This window comes from Nonomuraea salmonea (assembly GCF_042428605.1).
GTDB lineage: Bacteria > Actinomycetota > Actinomycetes > Streptosporangiales > Streptosporangiaceae > Nonomuraea > Nonomuraea salmonea.
This window is the reverse complement of sequence record NZ_JBHMCF010000003.1, coordinates 789,458-813,146: the sequence shown is the minus strand read 5'-3', so window position 1 is coordinate 813,146 and position 23,689 is coordinate 789,458. Positions and strand designations below refer to the sequence as shown.

At 71.6% G+C, this 23,689-nt stretch carries 27 protein-coding genes; 14 read left to right on the top strand and 13 right to left on the bottom strand.

The window, feature by feature from the left end; all coding sequences use genetic code 11:
- Positions 1-12 precede the first annotated feature (12 nt).
- From ACFFR3_RS04880 to ACFFR3_RS04850, 7 genes are read left to right on the top strand one after another with little or no spacing between them, the layout of a single operon-like run.
- Positions 13-807, top strand: coding sequence for a GvpL/GvpF family gas vesicle protein (locus tag ACFFR3_RS04880; protein ID WP_345409536.1), 795 nt, complete (start codon positions 13-15; stop codon positions 805-807).
- 14 nt (positions 808-821) lie between these two features.
- Entirely contained in the window at positions 822-1,046 is a 225-nt protein-coding gene (locus ACFFR3_RS04875) for a gas vesicle protein GvpG (RefSeq protein WP_345396200.1), read from the top strand.
- A 7-nt stretch (positions 1,047-1,053) separates the two neighbouring features.
- Complete coding sequence (gene gvpO, locus ACFFR3_RS04870) at positions 1,054-1,374, top strand: gas vesicle protein GvpO (protein WP_345396203.1); 321 nt, start codon at positions 1,054-1,056, stop codon at positions 1,372-1,374.
- Positions 1,374-1,700 carry a gas vesicle protein gene (locus tag ACFFR3_RS04865; RefSeq protein WP_345396206.1) on the top strand — a complete coding sequence of 109 codons (327 nt, stop codon included), beginning with the start codon at positions 1,374-1,376 and terminating at the stop codon, positions 1,698-1,700. Before gvpO ends, ACFFR3_RS04865 begins: the two co-directional genes overlap by 1 nt.
- Positions 1,693-2,553, top strand: a complete 861-nt coding sequence (locus ACFFR3_RS04860; protein ID WP_379482653.1) for a GvpL/GvpF family gas vesicle protein — start codon at positions 1,693-1,695, stop codon at positions 2,551-2,553. The genes ACFFR3_RS04865 and ACFFR3_RS04860 overlap by 8 nt, the downstream gene beginning before the upstream one ends.
- Positions 2,550-2,753: a gas vesicle protein gene (locus tag ACFFR3_RS04855; RefSeq protein WP_345396212.1), complete on the top strand. Its 204-nt coding sequence runs from the start codon at positions 2,550-2,552 to the stop codon at positions 2,751-2,753. Before ACFFR3_RS04860 ends, ACFFR3_RS04855 begins: the two co-directional genes overlap by 4 nt.
- Position 2,754: 1 nt before the next feature.
- Complete coding sequence (locus ACFFR3_RS04850; RefSeq protein WP_345396215.1) at positions 2,755-3,045, top strand: gas vesicle protein K; 291 nt, start codon at positions 2,755-2,757, stop codon at positions 3,043-3,045.
- Positions 3,046-3,051: 6 nt separating this feature from the next.
- Here the strand turns inward: ACFFR3_RS04850 and ACFFR3_RS04845 are convergent, their stop codons facing one another.
- Positions 3,052-3,423, bottom strand: coding sequence for a hypothetical protein (locus tag ACFFR3_RS04845; protein ID WP_345396218.1), 372 nt, complete (start codon positions 3,421-3,423; stop codon positions 3,052-3,054).
- Between the two features lie 667 nt (positions 3,424-4,090).
- Between ACFFR3_RS04845 and ACFFR3_RS04840 the strand changes: the two genes are divergently transcribed.
- From ACFFR3_RS04840 to ACFFR3_RS04830, 3 genes are all read left to right on the top strand, one after another.
- The gene (locus tag ACFFR3_RS04840; RefSeq protein ID WP_379482652.1) at positions 4,091-4,309 is read left to right on the top strand and encodes a hypothetical protein; all 219 of its coding nucleotides are present in this window, start codon (positions 4,091-4,093) and stop codon (positions 4,307-4,309) included.
- A 183-nt stretch (positions 4,310-4,492) separates the two neighbouring features.
- Positions 4,493-5,083: an RNA polymerase sigma factor gene (locus ACFFR3_RS04835; protein ID WP_364555025.1), complete on the top strand. Its 591-nt coding sequence runs from the start codon at positions 4,493-4,495 to the stop codon at positions 5,081-5,083.
- Positions 5,080-5,466, top strand: coding sequence for a hypothetical protein (locus ACFFR3_RS04830; RefSeq protein WP_379482651.1), 387 nt, complete (start codon positions 5,080-5,082; stop codon positions 5,464-5,466). The genes ACFFR3_RS04835 and ACFFR3_RS04830 overlap by 4 nt, the downstream gene beginning before the upstream one ends.
- An 81-nt stretch (positions 5,467-5,547) precedes the next feature.
- Here the strand turns inward: ACFFR3_RS04830 and ACFFR3_RS04825 are convergent, their stop codons facing one another.
- From ACFFR3_RS04825 to ACFFR3_RS04795, 7 genes are all read right to left on the bottom strand, one after another.
- Positions 5,548-6,117, bottom strand: a complete 570-nt coding sequence (locus ACFFR3_RS04825; protein ID WP_364365000.1) for a putative glycolipid-binding domain-containing protein — start codon at positions 6,115-6,117, stop codon at positions 5,548-5,550.
- Between the two features lie 43 nt (positions 6,118-6,160).
- Entirely contained in the window at positions 6,161-6,652 is a 492-nt protein-coding gene (locus ACFFR3_RS04820; protein ID WP_345396236.1) for an NUDIX hydrolase, read from the bottom strand.
- Positions 6,649-7,188 carry a GNAT family N-acetyltransferase gene (locus tag ACFFR3_RS04815; RefSeq protein WP_379482650.1) on the bottom strand — a complete coding sequence of 180 codons (540 nt, stop codon included), beginning with the start codon at positions 7,186-7,188 and terminating at the stop codon, positions 6,649-6,651. The genes ACFFR3_RS04820 and ACFFR3_RS04815 overlap by 4 nt, the downstream gene beginning before the upstream one ends.
- A complete protein-coding gene (locus ACFFR3_RS04810) occupies positions 7,176-7,790 on the bottom strand; it encodes a histidine phosphatase family protein (protein ID WP_364365009.1) in 615 nt (204 codons plus the stop codon). The genes ACFFR3_RS04815 and ACFFR3_RS04810 overlap by 13 nt, the downstream gene beginning before the upstream one ends.
- Complete coding sequence (locus ACFFR3_RS04805; RefSeq protein WP_379482649.1) at positions 7,787-8,542, bottom strand: hypothetical protein; 756 nt, start codon at positions 8,540-8,542, stop codon at positions 7,787-7,789. Before ACFFR3_RS04805 ends, ACFFR3_RS04810 begins: the two co-directional genes overlap by 4 nt.
- Entirely contained in the window at positions 8,539-9,039 is a 501-nt protein-coding gene (locus ACFFR3_RS04800; RefSeq protein ID WP_345396249.1) for a SigE family RNA polymerase sigma factor, read from the bottom strand. The genes ACFFR3_RS04805 and ACFFR3_RS04800 overlap by 4 nt, the downstream gene beginning before the upstream one ends.
- A gap of 79 nt (positions 9,040-9,118) precedes the next feature.
- Positions 9,119-9,640 carry a P-loop nucleotide/nucleoside kinase family protein gene (locus tag ACFFR3_RS04795; protein WP_345396251.1) on the bottom strand — a complete coding sequence of 174 codons (522 nt, stop codon included), beginning with the start codon at positions 9,638-9,640 and terminating at the stop codon, positions 9,119-9,121.
- Positions 9,641-9,721: 81 nt separating this feature from the next.
- On the opposite strand from ACFFR3_RS04795, the gene ACFFR3_RS04790 reads away from it, so the two are divergent.
- Complete coding sequence (locus ACFFR3_RS04790) at positions 9,722-10,132, top strand: VOC family protein (protein ID WP_345396253.1); 411 nt, start codon at positions 9,722-9,724, stop codon at positions 10,130-10,132.
- Between the two features lie 161 nt (positions 10,133-10,293).
- On the opposite strand, the gene ACFFR3_RS04785 is transcribed toward ACFFR3_RS04790, so the two are convergent.
- Both ACFFR3_RS04785 and ACFFR3_RS04780 read right to left on the bottom strand, forming a co-directional pair.
- Positions 10,294-11,670 carry a hypothetical protein gene (locus tag ACFFR3_RS04785; RefSeq protein WP_345396255.1) on the bottom strand — a complete coding sequence of 459 codons (1,377 nt, stop codon included), beginning with the start codon at positions 11,668-11,670 and terminating at the stop codon, positions 10,294-10,296.
- A gap of 167 nt (positions 11,671-11,837) precedes the next feature.
- Positions 11,838-13,586, bottom strand: coding sequence for an acetyl-CoA carboxylase biotin carboxylase subunit (locus ACFFR3_RS04780; RefSeq protein ID WP_379482648.1), 1,749 nt, complete (start codon positions 13,584-13,586; stop codon positions 11,838-11,840).
- Positions 13,587-13,854: 268 nt separating this feature from the next.
- Here ACFFR3_RS04780 and ACFFR3_RS04775 point away from each other — a divergent pair, with 268 nt between their 5' ends.
- The 3 genes from ACFFR3_RS04775 (at position 13,855) to ACFFR3_RS04765 (ending at position 18,221) form a co-directional block, all read left to right on the top strand.
- Complete coding sequence (locus ACFFR3_RS04775) at positions 13,855-14,127, top strand: WXG100 family type VII secretion target (RefSeq protein ID WP_345396257.1); 273 nt, start codon at positions 13,855-13,857, stop codon at positions 14,125-14,127.
- Between the two features lie 124 nt (positions 14,128-14,251).
- The gene (locus ACFFR3_RS04770; protein WP_364365023.1) at positions 14,252-15,433 is read left to right on the top strand and encodes a S8 family serine peptidase; all 1,182 of its coding nucleotides are present in this window, start codon (positions 14,252-14,254) and stop codon (positions 15,431-15,433) included.
- 136 nt (positions 15,434-15,569) lie between these two features.
- Positions 15,570-18,221, top strand: a complete 2,652-nt coding sequence (locus ACFFR3_RS04765) for a serine/threonine protein kinase (protein ID WP_379482647.1) — start codon at positions 15,570-15,572, stop codon at positions 18,219-18,221.
- 57 nt (positions 18,222-18,278) lie between these two features.
- Here the strand turns inward: ACFFR3_RS04765 and ACFFR3_RS04760 are convergent, their stop codons facing one another.
- The 3 genes from ACFFR3_RS04760 to eccCa are packed head-to-tail and all read right to left on the bottom strand — an operon-like array spanning position 18,279 to position 23,678.
- The gene (locus ACFFR3_RS04760) at positions 18,279-19,367 is read right to left on the bottom strand and encodes a transglycosylase SLT domain-containing protein (protein ID WP_345396274.1); all 1,089 of its coding nucleotides are present in this window, start codon (positions 19,365-19,367) and stop codon (positions 18,279-18,281) included.
- Positions 19,364-19,696 carry a hypothetical protein gene (locus tag ACFFR3_RS04755; RefSeq protein WP_345396277.1) on the bottom strand — a complete coding sequence of 111 codons (333 nt, stop codon included), beginning with the start codon at positions 19,694-19,696 and terminating at the stop codon, positions 19,364-19,366. The genes ACFFR3_RS04760 and ACFFR3_RS04755 overlap by 4 nt, the downstream gene beginning before the upstream one ends.
- Complete coding sequence (eccCa, locus tag ACFFR3_RS04750; RefSeq protein WP_345396280.1) at positions 19,683-23,678, bottom strand: type VII secretion protein EccCa; 3,996 nt, start codon at positions 23,676-23,678, stop codon at positions 19,683-19,685. The genes ACFFR3_RS04755 and eccCa overlap by 14 nt, the downstream gene beginning before the upstream one ends.
- Positions 23,679-23,689 lie beyond the last annotated feature (11 nt).

The window sequence follows — 23,689 nt, the reverse complement described above, 5'->3', positions numbered from 1 at the left end:
AGAGCAAGCGCTATGGGACGCTCGACCAACGTCTCCGGGTCCGGCCAGGCCACCCAGGAGATCCAGAACCTCGCCACGTACGTCTACGGCATCGTCCCCGCGGAGACCGAGGTGAGCCGCGACCAGAAGGGGCTGGGGGAGCCTCCTGGCGAGGTGCGGCTCGTCAAGCACGGCGAGATCGCGGCCGTCGTGAGCGGCGTGAACGTGGACAAGCCGCTCGGCCGTCCCGACGACCTGCTGGCCCACGAGGAGCTGCTGGACAGCGTGGCCGCCAAGGGGCCCGTGCTGCCGTTCCGGTTCGGGGCGGTGCTGTCCGACACGGGCGCCGTCGTGGACGAGCTGCTCGCGCCGCACCACGACGACTTCGTGGCCGCCCTCGACGAGCTGGCCGGCAGCGCCCAGTACGTCGTCAAGGGCCGCTACGCCGAAGGGCCCGTCCTGACGGAGATCCTCGCCGAGAGCCCGGAGGCCGCCGGTCTGCGCGACGCCATCCGCGGCACCTCCGAGGACGCCACCCGCAACGAGCGCATCAGGCTCGGCGAGATCATCACCGCCTCCGTCGAGGCCAAGCGGGACATGGACACCCGCCTGCTGCTCGACGGCCTGTCCGGCCACTACCTGCAGGCCTCGCTCAGGGAGCCGTCCCACGAATGGGACGCCGCGCACGTCGCCCTGCTCGTCAAGGCCGACCAGCGCAAGGACCTGGAGCGGGCGCTGAAGGAGTTCGGCGAGCGCTGGGAGGGCCGCGTGGAGCTGCGGCTCATCGGGCCGATGGCGCCGTACGACTTCGTCGTCGCGCAGGGCTGAAGGGGGTACGGCGCGTGGGGCTGATCTCGCTGATCTTCACCTGGCCGCTCGCGCCGGTGCGCGGGCTGGTCAGGCTCGCCGAGATGATCCAGGACCAGGCGGAGCGCGAGCTGCGCAACCCCGCCGCCGTACGCCGGCGGCTTGAGGCGATCGAGGCGGCCAGACGGGCCGGCGAGATCTCGGAGGAAGAGGAACGCCGGGCCATCGAAGAGGTCCTGCGACTGGCGATGGGGAGGTGAGCCGGAGGTGATCGCCGAGGGGTCGGACACCGAGGAACTGGACGGCGAGGAGGAGCTTGTCGAGGTGCTGGACGCCGCATCGGCGGGCGAGGCCGGCATGCAGCACATCGCCGACCTGACCAAGAAGGAACCGGAGGGCGTCACCTCGGTCGTCCCGGGGGACGACGGCTGGCTGGTGGACGTCGAGCTCGTCGAGGACCGCCGCATCCCGTCCTCGGGCGACATGCTCGCCCTCTATCGGGTGGAGATGGATATGGAGGGCACCTTGCTGTCATATCGGAGGATCCGGCGCTACCGGCGGTCGAACGCCGACTTCGGGGAGGCGTGATGACCTCCGGTCCCGTCGTCCGCCCCACGTACGGGTCGGGCCCCGCCAACCGCGAACCCGCCAACCTCGGCGACATCCTCGAACGCGTCCTCGACCGGGGCATCGTCATCGCCGGCGACATCCGGGTCAACCTGCTGGACATCGAACTCCTCACGATCAAGCTCAGGCTGCTGATCGCCTCCGTCGACACCGCCAGGGAGCTGGGCATCGACTGGTGGGCGCACGACCCCTGGCTGTCCGGACGCGACCGCGAGCTGGTCGAGGAGAACCGGCGCCTGCGCCGCCGCCTGGCCGTCGCCGAGGGACGGGAGGAAGTCGGTGGCTGAGGGTACCTACCTGTACGCGGTCGCCCGCGAACCCCTCTCGACCCCGGCCGGCGTGGCGGGCGCGCGCGTACGGACGATCGAGCACGACGGTCTGGTGGCGTACGTGAGCTCGGTCCCGCTCGACACCTTCGGCGAGGAGCCGCTGCGCCGCAGCCTTGAGGACCTCGACTGGCTGGCCGAGACCGCGCGCGCCCACCACCGCGTCGTGGACGCGGTCGCCGCCGCCACCACCACCGCCCCGGTCCGCCTCGTCACGGTCTACGCCGGCGACGACCAGGTCCAGGACCTCCTGACCCGCCGCGGAACAGCCTTCCACCGCGTCCTGTCGCACGTCACAGGCCGCAACGAATGGGGCGTCAAGGTCTACACCACCCTCTCCGACCCCGGGCAGGAGAAGACACCTGAGGCCGCCGGAACGCGCTCATCCCGGCGCGCGGCCGAAGGGACCGGCCCGGACACAGGGTCGCCTGCCCACCCCTCGCCATCGGGGGCGGCGAGCGCAAGGCATGACCGCGACGACGGGACGTACGGGCGGCCGGGGCGGGCGTACCTGGAACGTCGAAGGGCGAGCCTGCGCGGCCGGGAGCAGCTCCGCAAGCAGGCGCTGCGCCGCGCCGACCACATCCACCGCACGCTGTCGGCCCTGGCCGCCGACGGCTGCCGCCACCGCCCCCAGGACCCGCGCCTGTCCGGCCGCCACGACTGGATGCTGCTGAACGGCGCGTACCTGGTGGACGAGGCCCGCGCCACGGAGTTCGCCGAGCTCGCGGGCACCCTCGGCGGCGACGGCGTCGAGATCCGCCTGACCGGCCCGTGGGCTCCCTACTCGTTCACGGTCATGGAGACGACGTGACCACGCCCCTGCGGGACGTGGTGGCCACCGACGACCTGCCGCCCGAACGGATCGCCCTGGTGGACCTGCTGGACCGGCTGCTGGCGGGCGGCGTCGTGCTGACCGGCGACCTGGTCCTGTCGATCGCGGACATCGACATCGTCCGCATCTCCCTGAACGCCCTGATCGCCTCGGTCGACCAGCTCGAAGGGAGGACCTGACGTGAGCGCGGACAAGCCCCGCTGGCGCATCGCCGCCGACTCGGAGACGGTCGAGCGCGACCTGTCCCGCCTCGTCCTGACCCTCATCGAACTGATCCGCCAGCTCGTGGAACGCCAGTGCGTCCGCCGCATGGAGGAGGGCAACCTGACGGACGAGCAGATCGAGACCTTGGGCGTCACCCTGATGCGCCTGGAAGAGGCCATGGAGGACCTCTGCGACCGCTTCGACCTCACCCCGGAGGACCTCAACCTCGACCTCGGCCCCCTGGGCACCCTCCTCCCGTCGAACTGACGACGGTCACTGGGTGGGTCGGCCCCGGCGCCGAGTCTCGCGGGCGATCCTGTCCAGCTCCTTCTCCTCGGTGCGCCACTGCTCGATGACGGGGAGGCACCAGTAGTTGCGTCGCTGATGGCGCAGCGTCGGGTGCGGGAACGGATGATGCTTGGGACCGCCGCGCGCGGTCCATGACCTGATGGTGCTGGCGGCCGTACCGAGATAGCGGGCGGTGCCCTGGGTGTCCAGGAAACCCCGGCCGGGCCTGAGGTCAGGCAGCACGGCGAGCGCTTCGGGGCGGGCGTCGGAAGGCTCCCGGCGTACGGGGAGGCAGGCGTTGTAGAGCAGCGTCGCCAGATGGAGCGCGTCGGCGGGGTCGAGGTCGAGGCGCGCCACCGGAGGTGAGGCACCGCCAGGGGCGTTCTGGGATGACTTGGTGGAAATATCGGTTATGCGGATATTCCAGCGCCAGCCGGTGGTCTTTGCGTAATGTCCGAACGCGTCGTGCAGCAGTGCCGTGGGCGAATGCGGAGCTGGGGGATGAATCACAGCATCAACGCTGTGATTTCGCGGCCTTATCGTGCAACCACTTTCACGAAAACGGCAGATCACGGACGGGTATTGATCGTGATCGCGCCGTCCTGTGCCCTCGTGTGCCGTAACGCGTGCCTGCTCCGATTTGGCCTCCCGTGCGCGGCGGGGGCACCATTACGGCACGGGAGACATCAGCGGCCTCTTCCTGCCACTCGTTTGCAGCGGCAGGACGGCATAACCCCCTGACCTCGGCGAGTAAACGCTGGCGGCGCATTTCGCAACTTACTGGTACGAACGGTCGGGGAGTCTGAAGGCTACAAGCTGATGGCGCTTCGGCCACGAGGGTACCGGTGCCGCGCGATCCGCTGCGGTGTCCTGCTCGTGCCCCCGAGAGGAGCGCGCCACCTCCCAGAGGACTGCCCTGCGAGACGCGGGTCACGCGTATCCCGGTGGGCGTACGCAGCGCCATTGAATAGCTACACAGTGTCATGAAGGTATTGGAAGGGACCTGATGCCGCACCAGGAGAACGTGTCTTCGGAGCCGCCGTCGGCCGTCAAGGGCGACGGCGCGGCCAAGCCACTGGTCGACCTGCGCTCGGCCGTGGTCATGCTGTTCGCCGCCCTCATCGGCCTCGCCGCCGGTGTGCTGGCCTTCCTGGCCGCCGCGCCGCCTCCGCAGGCGGTTCTGGTGGGCGGCGGCGCCTTCGGCGGCGCCGTCCTCTTCTTCAACCGCGTCATCGGCCGGTAGGGGTCGCGATGGCGACGCGGAAGCTCCCGCGACGGCGCCAAGTGTCTAAACGCTTCTGCCCGCGATTCACAACCATTGGATGCGCAGGTACGCGTCCGGGGCGTGAACGGGCGTCATGGAGTTTCTCCTGTCGAGTTCCCCGTGGCGACCGGTTGTTCGCCCGGGCCGTTTAAGGATCTGCGCATGGCGAGTGGAAATCCCGCTCCCCTCCCGTCTGCTCATAGGCGTGAGGTCGAACAGTTCTATCGCGACACCGTCGCGAGGACCAGGAGCATGGTTTACAAGCGTCTGGGAGGCGATGCCCAGGACATCGACGACGTGACCACGACGGTCTACCTCAAGATCATCGATCGGTGGTCGACCATCCGCACCCTCCAGCCGGAGAAAAAGCGGCTCAAGTGGCTTTCCACGACGACCGCCCTGGTCGTGCTGGAGGAGATAAGGAAGCGGAGCAACGACCGCTGCAAGACGTTCCCGGAGCGAACCTGGGAACAACTTACGGCCGTCCTGTCGGCGCCAGAACCGGCGGACAACGCCATTGAGATGAAAGATCTCTACAGGGAGGTATGGAATGCCGTGGCCGTGCTTTTAGCGGGCAACGAGCAAAAGGTGATCGCGTACGATCTCATCGGTCTGTCCACCCGTGAGACGGCCCGCGAACTGCGGATCACTCCGGAGACGGTCCGGGTGCACCGGCGCAACGCGCTCAGGAAGCTCACGGGAACGCCGGAGATCGCACACGTCCGGGAGGTCTTAGAGAAAGGAGGCTCATGATTCCGGCCTTAAGGGAAAAATCGCGGGACGCGCTGACATCATTCGTCGGCATTCTCGGCACCGGCCGTCCCAGCGGGCGACGATGGACGAGCCTGACCCGCCGCCTGCGACGCTTCGAGGCGGAGACCGATTGCCCGGCCCCTGACGTGGAAGCCGGACTCGAGCGCCTGCGCGCGGAGGCGCGGGCTCGCGGTCTCTTCGATCACGATCAGGACAGCAGCGGCGAAGAGGCGCGCCCGGCTCATACCTGGGCGAATACACCGCCTGCGCTGGCGGTGGCACCGCTGATCTGCATGCTCATGTGCGTCAGCCTGCTCTGGCGGCGACCCCGTCTTGGCGCCGGGGCCGCCGCGGAACACGCGGACGCGTCGCGGAGCGGCTGATGGATCCTGACCGAGTCTGATCAGGACTCCTGCAACGGCGGCGGGCGATGGGGGCACCTGCCGCCCTTGTGGGGCCGGCCGTCAGAGCGCGCGGGTGGCGAGGCCGGGGTAGTCGAGGATGAGGGCTGAAGGGTCGTAGTGGAGGCGGCAGGCGACCTCGAAGACCGGTGCCGCGTAGTCGTAGGTGTCGTCGCCCGCGCGGGTGTAGTGCTGGTCGAGGCGTTCTGCGGACAGGTCCAGGGCGCGGACGTACGCGGCCGGGGCCGGGGCGCCTGAGCCCGTCGCCAGGCGGAGGCGGTGGACCGGGAGCGTGTTGGTCACCGCCGAGGACTCCAGGTCGACGTCCAGGCAGCCGTCCAGGTCGGGGGCGGGGGAGCCGTCCACCTGCCAGCGGCCCCTGCCGTCGGACTCCAGGAACGTGCGGCGGGTGCCGGTCACCGTGCGGCTGGTGACCCTGGCCAGGCGGGTGGTCCACGAGGTGTCGACCTCGATCGTGTAGTCGACCGCCCACGTGCGGCCGTCCTCGACGGCGGTCGTACAGCCCTCGATGCGATGCCCGCCCTCATGCGGCCGGAAGTACGCGACCTCGAAGCCGGTACGGGCGGTCACGTGCCGCCAGGCGGCGGTCTCTGGCAGCGGCGCGAAGGTCACGCCCCGATCCTGCCACGCCGCCCCCTCAAGTGATCAACCCCCATCACCCTGAGAGCAGGTGCCAGGGCAGGACGATCGGCGCGGCCGGGCGGTCGCCGGCGGCGAGGCGTTCGACCAGGGGCGCGAGCCGCGACGGGACGACGGGTTCGTCGGCGCGGGCCAGCTCGGCCGCCGTCCACCACTGGAACCGGTCGGTCGAGGCGCGCTCGTCGTCGTCCATTCCGGAGTCGTCCACCTCGAGCCCGTCCACCCGCAGCAGGAAGTAGTGGTCGCGGGCATGGTGCCGGCGACCGCCCACCGTCCAGCCGCCCTCGCTGGTCGCCACCACCGGCCCCAGCGCCTCCGGCGGCACCACGTGGCCGAGCTCCTCGCGCAGCTCGCGGGCGGCGGCCTCGCTCGGGCTCTCGCCGGGGTCGATGCCGCCGCCGGGCGTGAACCACGCGTACGAGGGCTCGTCCACCTGCAGCAGCAGCCCCCGGTAGAGCAGGATCCTGTCCGCCCCGTCGAGCAGCAGGACGCGGGCCGTCTCCCTCACGTCATCTCCACGGTGATGGCCCACCGCTCGTGATCGCGCCAGGCGCCGTCGATGTACTGGAAGTTCGGCGAGAACCCCTCGCGCTGGAACCCCACCCTCTTGATCAGGTTGATGGACGGCTGGTTGTGCGGCTGGATGTTGGCCTCCAGCCGGTGCAGCCCCATCTCCCCGAACGCGTGCCCCACCAGCAGCCGCAGCCCCTCGGTCAGGTAGCCGCGCCCGGTGGTCGAGGCGAACGCCGAGTAGCCGATGGTGCCGCACTGGTGGGTGCCGCGGACGATGTTGTTGACGTTGACCCGGCCGACGATCGCGCCGGTGTCGCGCCGGCAGATCAGGAACCCCTCGTGCACGGGCTCGTCGAACCTGGCCAGGTACGCCTCGAAGGCCGCGTACGTGACGATGGGCGGCCCCGGCATCCACCGGGCGAGCAGGTCGGCGCTCTCCCGGTGCAGGGCCGTGAGCTCCTCGAAGTCCTGGAGGCACAGGTAACGCAGGGCCACCCGGTCACCCTCGGCAAGATAGATCACATCAGACATTCTGCAGGCCAGCTCCCGCAGTGCCAGGCGGTTCCGTCCCCTTCGACGGCGAACGGCTCGGCGTGCGGCAGCGGCGCCCCCCACACGCGCCCGCCCAGCCCGCCCAGCCCGCACAGCACGGCGAGCCCGGCGGTCAGGCTGGCGACGTGGCCGACCACCGCGACGACGCCGCCGTCGTGCCGGGCCGCGATGCCGGCCAGCGCGGCCGCGACGCGGCCGGTGACGGCGTGGCCGTCCTCGCCGTCGGCCACCGCCTCGTCCAGGGCGCCGTCCACGACCCAGGCCCGCAGCACCTCGGCCGTACGCGCCCGCACCCCGGCGTCCTGCGAGCCCTCCGCGCGCCCGAGGCCCACTTCCGCCAGTTCGGGAAGCAGGGTCGTGGTGAGACCGAGCGTCCCTGCGACGATCTCGGCGGTGGTGGCGGCGCGGACGGCGCTGCTCGCGTACACGTGGGTGATCCCCGCGCCGCGCAGCCGGCGGCCCGCCTCGGCCGCCTGGTCGCGGCCGCGCGGGGTCAGCTCGGCGTGCGGCACGGCGCCGGACGTGCGGGTGACGACGTTCTCCGACTCGGCGTGCCGCAGGCACCACAGGCGCACGCTCACTCGCCCTCCTTCGCGCGGTCGTAGACGCCGACGGCCCAGCGGCCGGGGCGCTCGCCGACCTCGGCCGACAGCCGCTCGACCACCTCGTCGAACAGCAGCGGCGGCCTCCTGTGCAGCCGCGCGCAGACGCTCTCGTTCATGTCCGGCGTGCACGCCTTGACCTCGGCGGCCACGCGCTCGATGGGGGCGTCCGCGGGGAAGACCCAGATCTGCATCTTCTGCGGGCGTTCGAGCCAGCCTTCGGGGGCCGACAGCTTGTCGTGATGTCCGCTCGTTCCCTTGCCGCACCTGCCGGCGCCGCCGCCCATCTCCCCGCCCTTGAGCGAGCTCCTGATGACCACCCACGCCCGCGGGTCGTCGCAGACGACCATGTGCGCGGTGTCCTTGCTGGTCGGGGAGAAGGTCACCGTCCGGGGGACGCCCATGGTCTCGTACCGCTCGGAGTGGAGGAGGGGCAGGGTGAAGTCCTTGTCGCCCAGCTTCACGCGGAACGTCTCCGGCAGCGGGAGCTCCGGCTGGAGACTGACCGTGTCCGTGGGCTGGCGCGCGGCAGGAGCCGGCGAAGGGGCCGGCGGGAGGCCGTACATGAGGGCGACCGCCGCGACCGCGAGCGCCGCTCCCGCCGACGCCGCCCGCCTGCCGCGCCGGATCCGCCTGCCGCGCCGCACGATCGCCACCAGGTCCGGGGACGGCGGCGCGCTGCGGCTCCGCTCGTCCAGCAGCCGCTCCAGCTCGTTCTGCGTGCGCCTCATCGCCGCGCCCCTTCCACGTGCACGCTTCGTACGTCAGGATCGATCCGGAGTTTGTTGAGCGCCCGGTTGAGCTGGCTCTTCACCGCCCCCGGCGAGCAGCCGACGATGCCGGCGATCTGGGTCAGCGTGTGCCCCTCGAAGTAGTGCAGGACGACCACCGCCCGCTGACGCGGCGACAGCGCGCCGATCGCGCCCCACAACGCCGCCTGGTCGTCCGCCTCCGCGGCGCGGTCGCGCGGGTCCGCCGTCTCCGGCAGGCTCTCCGCGGGCACCTCACCCCGCCAGCGCCGCCGCCACCAGGAGGCGTGCGTGTTGACGATGATGCGGTAGACGTACGGGTCGGGGTCGCCCTCGATCCGCCGCCACGCCAGCCAGGCCCGCGCCAGCGCGGTCTGTACGAGGTCCTCCGCCGCGCCCCAGTCCCGGCACAGGAGGTAGGCCATCCGGCACAGGCGTGCGTGCCGGTGCGCCACGTACTCCGCGAACCCGTCGTCCATGCAGCGTCTCCATCTCGTCGCCTCCGCTGATGAATACCGGCCGGGAGGCCCGTACGGTTGACAGCGATTCCGAGATGTCTCAGCCGCGCCCGAGCACCCGCAGCAGCTCGCCCGCCGACTCCTCGGGGCCGCGGCCCGCGGTGTCGATCGTCACGTGGGCGCGGGCCCACGGTTCGTACGCGCGCTCCACGATCTCCCGCCAGCTCGGCGGGCGCAGGCCCGGGATGTCGAGCCGGCGCGACTCCGCCCGCCGCCGGTGCTCGTCCTGGTCGGAGCAGACCACCTCCACCTCCGTGACCGGCACCCCGGCCCGTACGCCCACCTCGCGCCACGTGTCCCTGGTGACGGCCAGCGGGTTCACCGACTCGGCCACCACCGTGAGGCCCTGCCGCAGGTGGTCCTCGGCGAGCGCGTACGCGACGACGTACCCGGCGGGCCCGATCGGGTGCTCGGCGAGACCCGAGCGGACGATCGCCTGTTCGATGGTGTCGACCCGCACATGCACCGCACGCAGCCGCCCGGCCAGCAGCCGCGACAGCGTGGTCTTGCCGGTTGCGGGCAGGCCGCCCATGACGACGAGCGCCACGTCAGCAGGGTTCATGAGGTGCCTTCCATTCGGTGATCGTCAACCGGTCAGGTTTCGAGAAGCCCGGCCGGGGTGGTGCGGCCTACCGTGACGGTCATGACTTTCGCACTTCAGTACTGCCACATCACGGTCGACGACATGAACGAGGCGGTCGCCTTCTACCGCGACGGGCTCGCCTTCGAGGTACGCAGCGACGTCGGGGACGGGGGGCAGCGGTGGGTGACCCTGGGCGACCCGGTGCACGGCGGGCCCGAGATCGTGCTCTCCAGCGCGTACGCGGGGCGCTCGGAGGCCGAAGGCGACGCGCTGCGCGAACTGCTCGTCAAGGGCCTGCTGCCGATGATCGTCTTCAGCAGTGACGACATCGACGCCGACTTCGAACGCGTCCGTGCCACCGGCGCCGAGGTCCTCCAGGAGCCCATCGACCGGCCCTACGGCGTCCGCGACGCCGCCTTCCGCGACCCCGCGGGCAACACCGTCCGCTTCCACCAGCCCCTGAAGGGGTGACCCGCGGCCCCCGTCGAGGAGGGCCACCCAGAACGAGAACCGGCGGCCGGGTCACCGGTCCCGGGGGAAAGCACGAAGCACGAAGTACGAAGCACGAAGCACGAAGCCCCGGCCAGGCAAACCTGGTCCGGGGCTTCTCGGTTGTGGTCAGGGACCGGTGGTCACCAGTCGCCGCCGCCGAAGTCTCCGCCGCCGAAGTCGCCTCCGCCGCCGAAGTCACCCCAGCCGCCGCCACCGACGTCGCCTCCGCCGCCGAAGTCTCCGCCGCCGCCCGCGTCGGAGTAGCCCTCGGCGTAGCCGGCGCCGTAGCCGCCCATGCCCCAGCCGCCGCTGAGCATGCTGCCCATCATGGTGCCGATGAACATGCCGGTCATGATGTCGCCGAAGCCGCCGTAGTAGCCGGAGGCGTAGGGCTGGTAGGCGGGACCCGCGTCGTAGTAGGGGCGCCGCTGGCCGTCGACCATGACCTCACGCATCTGCGGGTCGAAGCCGCGCTCGATCGCCTCGGCGTCCATCTTGCAGGCGGGCACGTCGCGGACGGCGCCACCGGGCGGGGCCCAGCGGACGTCGCGGATGGACGGGCCGTGCTGCGGGTTGAAGAAGCAGGGAGCGCGCCGCTCGGGGACCGGCTCGTTGCTGACCTTGGCCTTGACCACGGCGAGCGCGTAGCGGCCGTCCTCGAGGGTCTGGGTGACCTCGCGGACCTGGTCGGCGCGCTGCACGGCGGCGAGCTGCGTCTTGGCCTTCTCGTAGGAGTCGAGGGCGGTCTGCCACTCCTCGATGTGCTTGCCGCCCTCGCCGGCCAGGGTGACGTCGGTGTCGACGGCGGTGATCTCCTCGCCGAGCTTGGTGACGTCCTCCTCGACGGTCTGCTTGACCGCGGCGAGGTCCTTGGCCTCCTGGATGGCCCGCTTCTTCTTCTTGTTGTTGGAGTAGAGGAAGTAGCCGCCACCGCCGACCAGGACCAGCGCGCCGAGGGCGATCAGCGCCCCGGTGCCGCCGGCGCCCGGGTTGGCCTGGCTGCCGGAGTCGAGCGCGGAACGGTCGCCCTTGGCGGCCATGTCGACGCGGTTGGTGAAGTCCTTCATGCCGGCCACGATGTCGCCCGAGTTGGCGTTGACCGCGCGGGTGGCCAGGTTGCCTGCCAGGCCCTTGCTCAGAGCGTTGGATCCGGCGAAAAGGGTCTGGCCGTCGATGACGGCGATGGTCGCACTAGGACGGCCCGCCTTGCTCAGCGCGGAGCTGAGCTGGCTCATGTAGGGCGCAATGGTGGACTGGTCAATCGTGCCGTCGGGCAGCGCCACAGCGTAGATCTTGGTGTCCGCGCCCTTGAGCGCGTCGTTGATCTCGCTCTCCTGACCGGACGACAAGGCAGAGCCGGCCACCACATAGAGCGGCGCCTTCTTCCAGTTGGACACGACCGTGTCGGCATCCGGTGGCGCCGCCGCGTTGGCGGCAGGGGACAGCGCAAGAACGACGATAAGACCGGCGATCAGAGCCGCGAACGCGGCCCCTGCTCGGCGCAGCGAGTGGGTCATGGGCAGCAAGCCTCCTTCGCCCTTGAGGACGAATGGGCGGTCGGCAAAGTTCCTCAAGAGGCACGCTACCCGTCCAGGGCCGCGCGGGAGCACTCCGTGGCGCAACAGCCTGGCACCGGTTGGGTCCCGGTCGGGTCGATCTCCGGCCAAGCCCCCATCAGGGACCGTCAGGAGTCCTTGATCTCGCAGATCGTCGCGCCGGAGGTGACGGTCTGCCCGACCGCCGCCGTCAGCCCGGTGACGGTGCCCGACTTGTGGGCCGTCAGCGGCTGCTCCATCTTCATGGCTTCGAGCACCACCACGGTGTCGCCCTCGTTCACGGTGTCGCCGTCGCCGGCCACGACCTTGACGATCGTGCCCTGCATGGGGCTGACCAGGGCGTCGCCGCCGGCCGCCGGCTTGTTCGAGCCGCCGCCCGCGCGCCTCGGCGCCTTGCCGCGAGCGGCCTGCGCAGGCGCCGGGGCGCCCAGCCCGGCGGGCAGCACGACCTCCAGCCGCTTGCCGCCGACCTCGACCGTGACCGTCTCCCTGGCGGGCTCCTCGCCGGCCGCGACGTCCCCGTCGTACGGCGCCACCGGGTTGTCCCACTCCGTCTCGATCCACCGCGTGTGCACCGAGAACGGCTCCGACACGAACGCGGGATCCGTCACCACGGCCCGGTGGAACGGCAGCACGGTCGGCATGCCGGTGATCTCGAACTCCGCCAGCGCCCGCCGGGAGCGCTCGAGCGCCTCCTGACGGGTGCGGCCGGTGACGATCAGCTTGGCCACCAGCGAGTCGAACGTCCCCGGCACCGTCATGCCCGCCTCGTAGCCGGAGTCGAGCCGCACTCCCGGCCCCGACGGCGCGCGCAGCGTGGTCATCGTGCCGGGGGCGGGCAGGAAGTTGCGGCCGGCGTCCTCGGCGTTGATGCGGAACTCGATCGCGTGGCCGCGCAGCGCGGGGTCGTCGTAGCCGAGCGGCTCTCCGTCGGCGATGCGGAACATCTCGCGTACGAGGTCGATGCCCGCGACCTCCTCGCTGACCGGGTGCTCGACCTGGAGCCTGGTGTTGACCTCCAGGAAGGAGATCGTGCCGTCCTGGCCGACGAGGAACTCGCAGGTGCCGGCCCCGACGTAGCCGGCCTCCTTCAGGATGGCCTTGGAACTGGCGTAGAGGACCTCGACCTGCTCGGCGGTGAGGAACGGCGCGGGCGCCTCCTCCACCAGCTTCTGGTGGCGGCGCTGCAGCGAGCAGTCGCGGGTGCTGACCACGACGACGTCGCCGTGGGCGTCGGCCAGGCACTGCGTCTCGACGTGGCGGGGCCGGTCGAGGTAGCGCTCGACGAAGCACTCGCCCCGCCCGAACGCGGCCACGGCCTCGCGGACGGCCGACTCGTACAGCTCGGCGACCTCTTCGAGCCGGCGGGCGACCTTGATGCCGCGCCCGCCGCCGCCGTACGCGGCCTTGATGGCGATCGGCAGCCCGTGCTCCTCGGCGAACGCCACCACCTCGGCGGCTCCGCTCACCGGGTCTTTGGTGCCCGCGACCAGCGGCGCGCCGACCTTCTGCGCGATGTGCCTGGCCTGCACCTTGTCGCCGAGCGCGGCGATCGCGGCGGGCGGCGGGCCGATCCAGACGAGCCCCGCGTCGATGACGGCCTGGGCGAAGGCGGCGTTCTCGGAGAGGAAGCCGTAGCCGGGGTGGACGGCGTCGGCGCCGCTGCGGCGGGCGATGCCGAGGAGCTTGTCCACGTCGAGGTAGGTCTCGGCCGGGGTCTGCCCGTGCAGCGCGTACGCCTCGTCGGCGACCTTGGCGTGCAGGGCGTCGAGGTCCTGGTCGGCGTAGACGGCCACGCTGGTGATGCCGGCGTCCTCGCACGCGCGGGCCACTCGCACGGCGATCTCGCCGCGGTTGGCGATCAGAACCTTCCGCACCGGCCTTCGTCCTTCCTGCTAGGTTCGGCGGCTCCACGTGCCTGCCGTCGTTCGCGTCGAGCACCTGCCCCGAGACGCGCCCGGCTCCCGGTCGGCCGGGAAGAGAACCCTATCGCCGCTGGTCGTCCCGGCTTGTCGGAGGCGCGGGCGGCCTCCGTTTCGATTGGAACAATCCTCGGGTAGACCATAGCCGCTCGGCATATCTCCGGCGACGGGCGGTGCCCCTTCCTTAGTGTGAGGGCGCTTTCACAGGTTCCAGGAGGTATGCATGAGCCAGAGCATGCTCGGCGGCGACCCCGCGGAAATGCAGCAGATGTCCAGCCAGTTCACGCAGCAGTCGGAGGCGGTCCGTACGACGATGACCGCGCTCGACCGCGAGGCCGCCAAGGTCGGCACGGCGTGGACGGGTCCTGGGGCGCAGCGCTTCCAGCAGGCGTGGCAGAACTACCGCACGGCATTCCAGCGGATGACCGAGGAGCTTCAGGAGGCTTCGCGGGTCATCGGGACCTACCGGCAGAACATCGAGTCCGCCACGAAGTGATCAACGGAAGAGGCCCTGGCGAAGCGGCCGGGGCTTCTTACCGTTGACCCGTGGGACCCGCCGTGAAAGGGACTCTGGCCGAACGTAACTTTGCGGCGAATCGGGCGGGCTACCCTTTTTCTCCATGATTGGTCGCGTCCTCCTGGCCAGCGTGCTCGCCTTGCAGGCTTCCCTCGCCCCAGCCGTCCAAGGGGCCGCCGCAGGGTCCGTCGCAGGGTCCGTCGCAGGGGCCGCCCCCGACTGCAATCCGCCCAGGGGCCAGCTGGAGGTCGGTGAGCCGTGGGCGCAGAAGCGGCTCGACCCGAAGAGCGTCTGGTCGCTGTCGACCGGCGCGGGCGTTCCCGTCGCGGTCATCGACACCGGCGTCGATCTCACTCATCCGCAGCTCCGCCTGGCTGGCAAGGCCGACCTCGTCGGCTCCGGCTACCGCGACTGCGTCGGCCACGGCACCGCCGTCGCGGGCATCATCGGCGCCCAATACGTCAAGGGCGTGCTCTTCCACGGCGTTGCGCCGGGGGCGCGGCTGCTGTCGTACAAGTTCACCGACACCGAGCAGAACGGTGACACGCAGCTGCTCATCAAGGCCATCAAGGCCGCCGCCGACCAGGGCGCCAAGGTCATCAACGTGTCGAGCAAGACGCTCGACCACCCCGCGCTCGAAACGGCCGTACGGTACGCGCTCGCCAAGGACGCGGTCATCGTCGCCGCCGCCGGGAACATCTCCCGCCAGGACGGCACCCCGTCACCCGCCTACCCGGCCAGCTACGACGGCGTGCTCGGGGTGGGCGCGGCCGGGCCGGAAGGCACGCTGGCCGAGTTCTCCAACACCAAGACGCCCGTGTCGGTGATCGGGCCTGGCCAGGACATCACCTCGACCTGGCCGGGCGGCGCCTACGCCAAGGGACTCGACGGCACCAGCTACGCGGCGCCGTACGTGGCGGGCGTCGCCGCGCTCGTCAGGGCCCGTTATCCCAGCCTCGACCAGGCGCAGGTACGCCGGCGCATCATCGCCACCGCCGACGGCGCCACCGGCGCGGGCAAGGGGGCCGGCATGGTGAACCCGATGCTGGCGGTGAGCGCGATCCTGCCGTTCGAGCCCGCCAACGCGCCCGTGGTCGCGCCGCCCCCGCCGACCCCGCTGCCGCGCAGCGCCGTGACCAAGGCCCCGCCCGTGGACGAGAGGGCCATCGACCTGGCCGTGCTCGTCGCGGCCTGCGCGATCGGGCTGGCGCTGCTGGTCGTGGCGATGCGCGTGGTGATCCCCATGGGCCGGAGGAGGGGCTGGCGTCCCGGGCGGCCGACCTGATCTGTACGGCGTCGTAACTACGGGTGCAAGGAAACGGCACAACGATTTGTTGACGGCCGTCCGAAACGCCTGATGCTGATGTGACAGATCTGGTTGAATGTGATCAATTCATGCTTTGCTGGTGAAAGGTTTGGGCATGCACCCTTTGCGCCCTGGGGATCCAGAGCGGATCGGCGCTTTCAGCATTGTCGGGCTGCTGGGAGAGGGGCCGAGAGGGGCAGTCTTCCTCGGGCGCGAGTCCGAGGACGCGCCCAAGGTGGCCATCAAGCTGCTCCCCGCCGAGCCGGAGTCCGATCGTGAGCCCGATCGGTACCTGGGGGCCAAGCGGGTCTCCAGCTCGTACGTCGCCCGCGTCCTCGACGCCGGTTACCACGACGACCGGCCGTACGTCGTGCGCGAGTACGTCGAAGGCAAGAGCCTGGCCGAAACCGTCGCCGACGGCGAGCCGCTGACCGGGGACGCGCTCGAACGCGTGGCCGTCGGCGTGCTGACCGCGCTGTCCGCCGTGCACCTCGCCGGGCTGGCCCACCGCTCGCTCACCCCGCACAACGTGATCCTCGGGCCCGACGGCCCGCGCGTCACCGACGCCGCCATCGGCGACCCGGTCGGCGACGCCGCCTACCAGGCGCCCGAGCAGCTGGAGGGCCGCCCGTACGGCCCCTACGCCGACGTCTTCGCCTGGGCCGCCACCATCGTGTACGCGGGCACCGGCCGCCCGCCGTTCGCCGACCGTGAAGCCGCCCTGAACGGCGACCCCGACGTCGGCATCACGGCCGAGCCGCTCCGCCGCGTCCTGATGTCGGCCCTGACCAGGGAAGTCGGCTCCCGCCCGACGACCTACAGCGCCTTGATGCAGGTCCTCGGCGACGCCCCGAAAACCCCGGACACCCCTGCGGCGAAGCCCGAAGCGGCCGCAGCGGCCGCGGCAGCCGTCGCCCCGGCCCCGGCCGCCCCGGCCGCGGACAGCTCGAAGACGGACGCCCCCACCCCAGCAGCGCCGAAGCCGGCCGAGCCGGCCGCGGACGGGCCGGAGCCCGGCGGGCCGGCAGCGGAGACGGCGGAGTCCGGTCAGCCCGAGGTGGGTGAGCAGAAGCCGGATGGGCCTGTCGCGGACGCGTCCAAGCCCAATGAGCCCGTGGCAGGTGAGCCCAAGGCCGGTGCGCCCGTGGCGGCTGAGTCCAAGGCCGGTGCGCCCGGACCCCAGTCCGGTGGGGCTGGGGGCGAGGGGCCCGAGGCGCCTGCGCCGCGGCGTGCGCCTGAGGGGCCGCCGCTGGAAGGTGTGACGATCGCTCGGCTGCCGATGCCGGGTGGGCCGCCGCAAGGGCCGCCGATGCAGGGGCCGCTTCAGGGGCCGCTTCAGGGACCTCCGCAGGGGCCGCTCGGTCCTCATGTGCCGCCGCAGGGGCCTCCTCCGCCCGTGCCCGCTCAGGGGGGTCCCCTTCAGGGGATGCCTCAGGGGGGCGTGCCGATGCAGGGGCCGCCCCAAGGGCCGCCGCACGGGCCGCTTTCCGGGCCGAACCTGCCCCCGCAGGGTCCGCCTTCGGGGCCGCACGTGCCGCCGCCGCACGTTCCTGGGCCGCCGCTTCAGGGGACGCCCGTGCCGGGGCCTGGGATGCAGGGTCCTGGCATGCACGGCCCTGGGATGCAGGGGCCGCAGGGGCCTGGGGCGAATGTGCCCGTACCGCATCAGCAGGGCGGTCCCGAGTCGCAGGCGCCGCAGCTGCAGGGGCGGCCCGTCACGCCGGAGAGCACCATGTGGGGGCCGCCTGAGGCGGACCCGCCGCAGCCGCCCGCGCAGATCAGGATCGAGCGGTCGTCGTCGCCCGCGCCCCGCAGGGGGCTGCCGCTGGCGTTGATCGCCGCCGTCGCCACGGTCGCGCTCGTCGCCGCCGTGGGCCTGTGGGGCGCCAACCGCTACGTACGCCTCCAGCAGGTCGAGCCCGCTTCGGTGGCGCAGGAGAACACCGACGGCATCCCCACGCCCAGCGGCACCGCCACGGGCCCGGCGCCGCAGGGCACCGACCCGGCGAACCCGCAGGCGACCGCCGAGGCCACCGTCCCGTGGGCGGCCAGCAACGACACCAACGACGTGGGGCCGCTGGTGCTGCCCACCGAGTGGTCGTCGGCGACGCCCGACGTGCCGGAGCTGACCACGGCGCCCACCACCCCGTCGGCGCTGCCGACGACGCCGGTCGTGGTGCCGACGCAGCCGCCGGCGACCGTGACGAAGCGGGCGCAGCCCACCAAGAAGCAGCAGAAGACGCAGGCGCCGAAGCCGAAGGCGACCGTCACCAAGACGGTGCAGCCGACGCCGAAGCCGACCAAGACCACCCCCAAGGCGCCGGTCAAGACGCCGACGAAGCGGCCCGACCCGACGCCCACGCAGGAGCCGGAGCCGCAGCCGACGAAGACGACGGCCAAGCCCCAGCCGACGAAGACCACGGCCAAGCCGGCCGCGCCGGTCAAGAACCCGTACACGGCCGCGCAGGTGTGCGGCTCCGGGTTCTCGGTGCAGCGGTCCGCCTCGTTCTCGGGCGGGGTGACGTACCAGCTGTGGAACAACAGCACCGGCCAGAACTGCGCGGTCACCATCAAGACGGCGGACGTCGGCAAGAGCACTTCGATGGGTGTCACCCTTGAGGCGCAGGGCGGCGGCAGCCAGTCCGACAACGGCAGCTTCGAGTACTACGCCGGCCCGGTGAAGGTGAGCGCCAAGGGCAAGTGCGTGCGCATCTCCGGCTACGTCGGCTCGGGCAGCACGAGCACCGGCTGGGCCAACTGCGGCTGACCCGCCCCGCCTGACGACGACGCCCCCGGAGGCCCTGCGGCCCCGGGGGCGTCCGCGTCAGTAGCCGACGTAGGTCTTGCCGACGAGGCCGGGCACGTTCGAGACGGAGCCGTAGCGGGAGATCGCGTACCGGACGCCGGCGATGATGTTGTCCACCGGGTCGTAGATGTCGCGGTGCCCGTCCATCGCGTAGGCGTTGAACGTGGGGTCGATCGTCTGCATGAGGCCCTTGGACGGGGTGCCCCTGGCCGCGTTGGAGTCCCAGGTGTTGATGGCGTGCGGGTTTCCGCCGGACTCGTGCTGGATGATCCGCCAGATGTCGTTGACGTTCATCTTGGAGGCGGGCACGCCGGCGGCGGTGAGGATCCGTACGGCCTCCTCGATCCACGCCTTGACCCGCTCGGGCGGCGTCGCCGCGCCGGCGGAGGGTGGCGCGCCGCTGGGGCCGTAACCGCCGAAGCCGCCGGAAGGCGTGCCGGCGCCGAGCTCCGTGCCGCGCCCGCCCTGCACGGAGGTGCCCTCCGTCTGGTAGTCGGGGTCGGGCACCCAGTCGAGCTTGCGGCCCTTCTCGGGGGTGAAGGTCTGGGTGGTCACGTCCGGTATGGCGTGGAAGGTCAGCCGGCGGTTCTTCAGGTGCTCGCCGATGTCCTTCTTGGCCTTGGAGACGGCCGTCTCGGCGGCGTCCACCCACGGCTTGGCGTCCTTCTTGGCCTGCTCGACCAGCGCGGCGAGCCCGGGCCGCACGTCCGCCTCGGTGGCGTCCGGGTGCTCGTTCATGTACCGGGTGCGGTAGCTCGCGGCGTTCGTGCTGAGGTCGCGGCAGATCGAGGAGATCTCGGTGTGCGACTCGCGCAGCGCGGACGCGGCGGACTTGAGCGCGGCGGCGCAGTCGTTCAGCGCCGTCTTGAGGCTCTCCGCGGCGGTGCCGTACTTGCGCATGTAGTCGTCGAAGCTCTTGGCCGAGCGGCCGTTCCAAGCCTCGTCCACGTTCCTGACCGCCGACGACAGCGCCCCGGCGAACTCCTCGATGTCGCCCGACGACGCCGTCCACTGCTCGGCGATCTTGTCGATGCCGCCGGGCTTGCCGGTCACCTTGCGCAGCATCTCGTCGAGCGCGGCGCCGCCGGGCAGGTGCGCGACGCTCACGACGTGGCCCGGTGGGCCGCGCGGATGTTCTCCTCGACGTCGCTCAGGCCGCGCTCGGTGCCCTTGAGCTTCTTGCGCGCCTCGTCCATCTCGCCGATGAGCGCCGACCAGACGCTGTTCGCGGCCGACGCGAGCCCCGCCGAGCCGGGCAGGTGGCCGAAGGTGTCGGCGCTGACCGGGGTGCGGTTGTTGTGCACCTCCCCGTCCGCGTCGTACGTCAGCTCGCCGGGATTGCGCTCGGTCAGCGTCTCCTGGTACTGGCCCGCCGCCTTCTTGATGGCGGTGCGGCACCGGTCGAGCGCGGAGAGATGGATGTCAAGGTCGGCCATGGTCGGTCCCCCTTTCTGCGTCCAGGAACGCCGTCTGCATCAGGCGCGAGCCGTAGCGGCGGTCCACCAGGTGCCCGCGGCCGGGCGGGAGCGGCTGCGGGCGCACGTTGCCGAACAGGTAACCCTCGTCCTTGCTGCCCGACATGAGCAGCGCGGGCGTCGCCATGTCCTTCAGCCGCTGGATGACCGGGTCGAACATGGCCCGGCTCGCGCCGCCCATCTGGCGCGACAGCACCAGGTGCAGGCCGATGTCGCGGGCCTGCGGCAGCAGGTCGACCAGCGGGTGCAGCGGGTTGGCCGAGGTGGCGACGAGGTCGTAGTCGTCCACGATGACGTACAGGTCGGAGCCCTGCCACCAGCTCCTGTCGCGCAGCTGCTCGGGCGTCAGGTCGGCCGGGGGCAGGCGGCTGAGCAGCGCCTCCTTGGCGTCGTTGATGAGGCTGGCGGCGGCGGCGCTGGAGGCGGCGTAGCCGATGCGGTGCGGGGTGACGGCCGAGTCGAGCAGCGAGCGCCGGTAGTCGATCACGATCAGCATCGCCTCGCTGGGCTCCTTCCTGCTGACCAGGCCCTCGGAGATGAGCCGCAGCAGGTTGGACTTGCCGCTCTCGTTCTCGCCGAACACCACGAAGTGCGGGTCGGAGTCGAAGTCGAGCGCCATCGGCGACAGCGACGCCTCGTCGATGCCGATCGGGATGCGGTCGGGGTCCTCGGGCAGCGCGGAGACCGGCAGGACGGCGGGCAGCAGCCGTACGGGCGGCGCGACGGGGCCCTGCCACGACTCGCGTACGGCCTGCACCAGCGCCCTGACTCCGGCGGCCAGGTCGGAGGAGTTCTGGACCCCGTCGATCCTGGGCAGCGCCGACAGGAAGTGGAAGCCGTCCTTGGTCAGGCCGCGGCCCGGCGTGCTCTCGGGCACCGCCATCGCCTGCTTCCTGCTGACCTCCGACTCGTAGGAGTCGCCCAGCTTCAGCTCGATCTTGGTGCCGAACAGGTCGCGGATGCTGGGCCGGAACTCCGACCACTTGTTGGTCGCGGCCACCAGGTGGATGCCGTAGCCGAGGCCGCGGCCCGCGATGTCGGTGATGGTCGGCTCCAGCGAGTCGAACTCCTGCCGCAGCGTCAGCCAGCCGTCCACGACCAGGAACACGTCGCCCCAGCCGTCGCCCTCGATCGTGCCCTCCTGGAGCATGCGGCGGTAGGCGGCCATCGACTCGATGCCCTGCTCGCCGAACTCGCGCTCGCGCCGCTCCAGGATGCCGGCGATCTCGGCGACCGTACGCCGGACCCGCTCGCCGTCGAGCCGGGTGGCCACGCTGCCGACGTGCGGCAGGCCCTCCAGCGAGGCGAGTGCGCCACCACCGAAGTCGAGGCAGTAGAACTGCACCTCGCGCGGGGTGTGCATGAGCGCCATGCCGGTCACCAGGGTGCGGACCACGGTGCTCTTGCCGCTCTGCGTGCCGCCCGCCACGCCGACGTGTCCCGCTGCGCCGGAGATGTCCAGCCAGTACGGGTCGCGCCGCTGCTCGAACGGCTTGTCCACGATGCCGACGACGGCGTGCAGCTTGCCGCGCCCCTGCCAGCCGGTCGTGGACAGGCCGTGCTCGGGGCTGACGGACAGCGGCGGCAGCAGGTGGGCCAGCGTGGGCGGCTCGGACAGCGGCGGCAGCCAGATGCGGTGCGCGGCGGGGCCGTGCCCGCTCAGGCGGGAGACGACGACGTCGAGCAGGCTGCGCTGACCGGCGGCGGCCGGCTCCGGCTCCTCCTCTTCCTCGGGCTCCTCCGGCTCGGGGATCTCGGGCAGCGGCAGGTAGGCGGGGCTGTACTCGACGACCTCGCGGATGGGCGCCTGGCCGTCGGTGGCGCCCGACGTGGCGGGGTCGGACTGGTGGACGCCTGACACGTACGCGGCCTTGAACCTGGTCATGCCGGTCGTGTCGAACTTCAGGTAGCCGTTGCCCGGCGCGGACGGCAGCTCGTACGCGTCCGCCACGCCCAGCACGACCCGGCTCTCCATGGCCGAGAACGTGCGCAGGCCGATCCGGTACGACAGGTGCGTGTCCAGGCCGCGCAGCCGTCCCTCCTCAAGCCGCTGCGAGGCCAGCAGCAGGTGCACGCCCAGCGAGCGGCCCAGCCGGCCGATCATCACGAACAGGTCGATGAACTCCGGCTTGGCCGCCAGCAGCTCGCTGAACTCGTCCAGCACGATGAACAGCGTCGGCATCGGCCGCAGGTCGGCGCCCTGCTCGCGGGCCCGCTCGTAGTCGCGCAGCGAGGCGTAGTTGCCGGCCGCGCGCAGCAGCTCCTGGCGCCGCACCATCTCGCCGTGCAGCGCGTCGTGCATGCGGTCGACCAGCGGCAGCTCGTCCTCGAGGTTGGTGATGACGGCCGAGACGTGGGAGAGCGTCTCCAGGCCGAGGAACGTCGCGCCGCCCTTGAAGTCGACGAGCACGAAGTTGAGTATCTCGGAGGAGTGCGTGATCGCCAGGCCGAGCACGAGCGTGCGCAGCAGCTCCGACTTGCCGGAGCCGGTGGCGCCGATGACCAGCCCGTGCGGGCCCATGCCGCCCTGCGCCGACTCCTTGATGTCCAGCTCGACCACGCGGCCGTCGGCGCCGAGCCCGATCGGCACCCGCAGCCGGTTGCGTCCCGCCCTCGGCTGCCAGGTGACGGCGGCCTGCAGCAGCGCGGGGTCGCCCACGCCGAGCAGGTCGGTGAGCGTCATGCTGGTGCCCAGCACGTCCTGGGCGTCGCCGTCGGAGCCGGCCGAGGCCCGCAGCGGCGCGAGCTGCCTGGCCAGCCCCTCGGCCCTGGCGTAGTCGAGCCGGTCGGGGTCGCCCAGCCGGGTGGACGAGCGCTTGCCCGCGTGGTCGATCTTCACCATGTGGAAGCCGTCGGGCTGGATGTCCAGCCGCAGCGTGGCGGCCTCCTCGACCGGTCCCGTCGCCTCCGACAGGTCGATCACGGTGACGCCCTGGATGGCGTCCGTGCCGAGCTGCGAGTCGTGCGGCACGTGCCCGCCGTCCACGATCACCACGTGGTACGGCAGCGCGTCGGCCGCCGTGTTCGGCCGGAACCTGGCCCGCTCCTTCAGCTCGTCGCCCACGAGCTGGTCGAGGTGGCTCATGTTCTCGGCCATGAGCCGCACCTTGCCCGCCGCGTCCACCTCGTCGGGGTGCAGCGCGTGCGGCAGCCACTTCACCCAGTCCCAGTGCGGCATCCACTCGCCGCTCGCGCACACCAGCACCCGCATGTCGTCGGGGGAGTGGAAGGTGACGAGCTGCGCGATCATGGCCCTGACCAGCGAGCGCATCGCCCGCTGGTCGCCGGTGAGCCGGATCCTGGCGAACGAGTTGAGCGCCACCGCGACCGGCAGCCCGGCCACCGTGGAGTGCGCCCTGACGAAGCGGCGCAGCGCGCCCGCGGTCAGCGCGTCGAGGTCCTCGACGGGCTTGGTGTCGGGCGGGACGAGCTGCACGGCCAGCTTCTGCACGCCGGTGCCGAGCCGTACGGTGCCGAAGTCGTCGTCGCGCGGTCTGCGCTCCCACAGGCGCGGGCCCATCGCCACCCACCACAGCGTGTCGGGGGCGGGGCCGCTCCACTCCAGGGCCTCGCGCTGCTGGATCGCGGCCTTGCGGACGCGCTTGCGGATCTGGCCCAGGTAGCGGAAGTAGTCGCGGCGCAGGCCGTTCAGCCGGTTCTTGCGCTCGCCCGAGTTGCGGCCGAGCTGGCCGACCGTCATGCCCAGCATGGAGACCGCGAACAGGCCGCTGGCCACGTACATGATGGGGTTGGAGTTGCCGCCCGCGGTGAACATCAGGCCCATGGCGGCGCCGCCGGCCAGCATGGGCACGTACATCAGGATTCCGGTGAATCCGGCCGGCTGCACCTCTGGGATCTCGGGCGGCGACTCCAGCAGGATCTCTCCACGCGGTGGCTGAGGACTCGGGCGGCGTTCCGGCCGCCGTACGACAACGATGCTCACTGGGCGGACAA